Below are 3,670 nucleotides of genomic sequence, written 5' to 3'. Positions count from 1 at the left end.
GTCAATGGAGGTGCAAAGCGTATTTTATCTCCATGCGTTGGCTTCGCCAGCAATCCATTTTCTTTTAACGTTAAACAAAGGTCCCACGCGGCTTCCGGATCTTTATGCTGAATAATGATCGCATTTAATAATCCCTTTCCGCGTATAGTAGTAATATAGGAAGATTGCAGTTCCTGCAGGCCGTTGCGTAGTAACTGCCCCATAGCGGCTGCATTCTCCGCCATTTTTTCATCTTTTAATACCTGCAAAGAAGTGATAGCTACTTTACAGGCCAGCGGGTTACCGCCATAGGTGGAACCATGTTCGCCTGGTTTGATGGTGAGCATAATTTCATCATCCGCCAGCACGGCACTCACTGGTAAGGTGCCGCCAGACAAGGCTTTACCAAGAATCAATATATCAGGACGAACATTTTCATGATCGCAGGCCAGCATTTTACCGGTGCGGGCCAGTCCTGTTTGAATTTCATCTGCAATAAATAATACGTTGGCATCCTGGCAATACTGCCGCGCTTTTGACAGATAGCCTTCATCCGGTACCATTACACCGGCTTCTCCCTGTATAGGTTCTACCAGGAAACCAGCTACATTTTTATCCTGCAATGCCTGTTCCAGTGCGGTTAAGCTGTTGTAAGGGATCACTTCATAACCAGGCATGAAAGGACCAAAGTTGTTGCGCGCGGAAGGATCTGTACTAAAAGAGATCACATTCAGCGTACGTCCGTGGAAGTTATTACTGCAAACAATAATTTTCGCCTTGTTTTCAGGGATACCCTTTACAATATAAGCCCAGTGGCGGCACAGCTTCAGCGCCGTTTCCACCGCTTCCACACCCGTGTTCATGGGCAATACCTTATCATATCCGAAATATGCAGTGATATATTGTGCATATTCTCCCAGTAAATCATTATGAAATGCGCGGGAGGTAAGCGTGAGTTTTTTTGCCTGCTCTATCAGTGTGGCTATAATCTTCGGGTGACAATGTCCTTGATTAACCGCAGAATATCCGGATAAAAAATCATAGTAACGTTTGCCGTCCACATCCCATAAAAAAACACCCTCGCCGCGATCCAGTACAACCGGCAACGGATGATAGTTGTGGGCACCATACTGTTCTTCCAGCGCCAGGTAATGTTGAGACTTTTCGCTTATCGTGTAGGATGGAATCATAATAACCCAAAAGTAAGAAAAAGCCGGAAGTAATGAGCGGAAAGCTGAAGGCATAAAGCAAAAAGCTATTGTAGCGAATGGTCAGTGCGAATATTATTTCCGCTATAAGTATTCGCTACAATAGCTTTTTGCTTTATGCCTTCAGCTTTCGGCTATCCTTTCAGTTTTTGCACCAACGCTACATACTCTTCCATGGCGGCTTCTTTTGTTTTGCCTTTTAATTCTTCCCATGCATTATGTTTGGCTTTGGCCACAAAATCAAATGGGTTGGAAGGCCCGTCTGTATCCACATCGCCGGTAGTTCCCTGTTTGTACAAAGCATATAACTGTAACAAAATTTCATTGGAGGGTTTTTCTGCCAGCGTTTTGCTGTCCGCCACTGCCTGTTCGAACTGATTGGTAAGTTCCATGTTCCGGTGAATTTTAAGATTTAACAATACGGGTTTGAGTCTTCATTTTTCCCTTATGTCTATAAAGTTGAGCATTAAAAGTTAATATATCAAAAAAAGCCGTCGCCATCATTCCTATCTTCCTAAAAACCAAACAACAAAACATAATCACTAAACGCATTAACTAATGAACTAATTTCAATACCTTTGCCGGCTGAATAAGGTTTAATGTAGTACTTTGCAATAGGCCTACGGAACAGCAAAACATCATATGAAGAATATTCGCAATTTTTGTATCATTGCCCATATTGACCATGGTAAGAGTACCCTGGCAGACCGTTTACTGGAATTTACACATACTATTTCCGACCGTGATATGCAGGCCCAGGTGCTGGATGACATGGATCTTGAACGTGAAAAAGGTATCACCATCAAGAGTCATGCGATTCAGATGGACTACACCGCAAAAAACGGAGAACAATATATTTTTAACCTGATCGATACCCCCGGCCACGTGGATTTCTCCTATGAGGTATCCCGTGCACTGGCTGCCTGCGAAGGCGCCCTGCTGCTGGTAGATGCCGCACAGGGTATTCAGGCCCAGACTATCTCCAACCTTTACCTGGCACTGGAAAACGACCTGGAAATCATCCCCGTTATCAATAAAATTGATATGCAGGGCGCCATGATCGAAGAAGTAAAAGACCAGATCATTGAACTGATCGGTGTAAAAGGAGAGGACATCCTGCTGGCATCCGGTAAAACAGGTATTGGTATCGAAGAAATTCTCGAAGCGATCGTAAATCGTATCCCTTGCCCCAAAGGCAGCAACGATGCACCATTGCAGGCACTGATCTTCGATAGCGTATTCAACTCTTTCCGCGGAATCATCGCATACTTCCGCATTTTCAACGGTACCATTAAGAAAGGCGATAAAATCCGCTTCTTCAACAGTGGGGAAGAATACTTTGCTGATGAAGTAGGTATCCTGAAACTGGGACTGGCGCCGAGGAAGGAAGTATTCACCGGCGACGTGGGATATATTATTACAGGTATCAAAAGTGCCAAAGAAGTAAAAGTAGGTGATACCATCACCTTATCCAATAACCCTTGTGCAGAAGGTATCAACGGCTTCCAGGAAGTAAAACCAATGGTATTTGCCGGTATTTACCCGGTAAATACAGAGGATTTCGAGGAATTGCGTGAGTGCATGGACAAACTGCAGCTGAATGACGCCTCCCTGACCTATGAGCTGGAAACCTCACAGGCACTGGGCTTCGGCTTCCGTTGCGGATTCCTGGGCATGCTGCACATGGAAATCATCCAGGAACGACTGGAAAGAGAGTTTAATCAAACCGTAATCACCACCGTTCCCAACGTAAGCTTCATTGCACATACTACCCGGGACGGCGTAATTATCGTAAATAACCCGAGTGAAATGCCCGATCCTACCACGCTGGACAGGATTGAGGAACCTTTCATCCGCGCACAGATCATCACCAAACCCGAATATATCGGTAACATCATGACCCTGTGTTTGGGTAAACGTGGTAATCTCCTTAACCAGAGCTACCTGACCACTACCCGCGTAGAGCTGATGTTTGAAATACCACTCACAGAAATCGTATTTGATTTCTATGATAAGCTGAAAAGCCAGACCCGTGGCTATGCTTCCTTCGATTATACACCTATCGGTTTCCGTGACAGTGATATCGTGAAAATGGATATCCTCCTGAATAATGAAAAGGTGGATGCACTCAGTGCCCTGATCCATAGAAGCCGTGCGCAGGAATTTGGCCGTAAGCTCACCGAAAAGCTGAAAGAACTGCTGCCACGCCAGCAATTCCTCATCGCCATTCAGGCGGCCATTGGTGCTAAAATCGTAGCCCGCGAAAACATCAGCGCAATGCGTAAAGACGTAACCGCAAAATGTTATGGTGGTGATATCTCCCGTAAACGTAAATTACTAGAGAAACAGAAAGAAGGTAAGAAACGTATGCGCCAGATCGGTAACGTAGAAATACCGCAGGAAGCATTCCTGGCAGTACTGAAACTGGACGATTAGCGCGGTTTTTTGTCTTTCTCAGGATTATACTGATTTTGATGATTTTC

At 44.9% G+C, this 3,670-nt stretch carries 3 protein-coding genes; 1 reads left to right on the top strand and 2 read right to left on the bottom strand.

Annotation, left to right across the window (positions count from 1 at the left end):
- Together rocD and VIP81_RS32280 are read right to left on the bottom strand one after the other, a co-directional pair.
- Positions 1-1,169: ornithine--oxo-acid transaminase (gene rocD, locus VIP81_RS32285; protein WP_331971964.1), on the bottom strand; the 1,169-nt coding region annotated here is incomplete at its 3' end.
- Between the two features lie 152 nt (positions 1,170-1,321).
- Positions 1,322-1,579, bottom strand: coding sequence for an acyl-CoA-binding protein (locus VIP81_RS32280; protein ID WP_331971961.1), 258 nt, complete (start codon positions 1,577-1,579; stop codon positions 1,322-1,324).
- A 250-nt stretch (positions 1,580-1,829) separates the two neighbouring features.
- Between VIP81_RS32280 and lepA the strand changes: the two genes are divergently transcribed.
- The gene (gene lepA / locus VIP81_RS32275) at positions 1,830-3,623 is read left to right on the top strand and encodes a translation elongation factor 4 (RefSeq protein WP_331971958.1); all 1,794 of its coding nucleotides are present in this window, start codon (positions 1,830-1,832) and stop codon (positions 3,621-3,623) included.
- Positions 3,624-3,670: the final 47 nt, after the last annotated feature.

The sequence above is a fragment of the Chitinophaga sp. genome (assembly GCF_036566945.1).
Classification (GTDB): Bacteria; Bacteroidota; Bacteroidia; order Chitinophagales; family Chitinophagaceae; genus Chitinophaga.
This window is presented reverse-complemented; position numbering and strand designations above follow the sequence as displayed.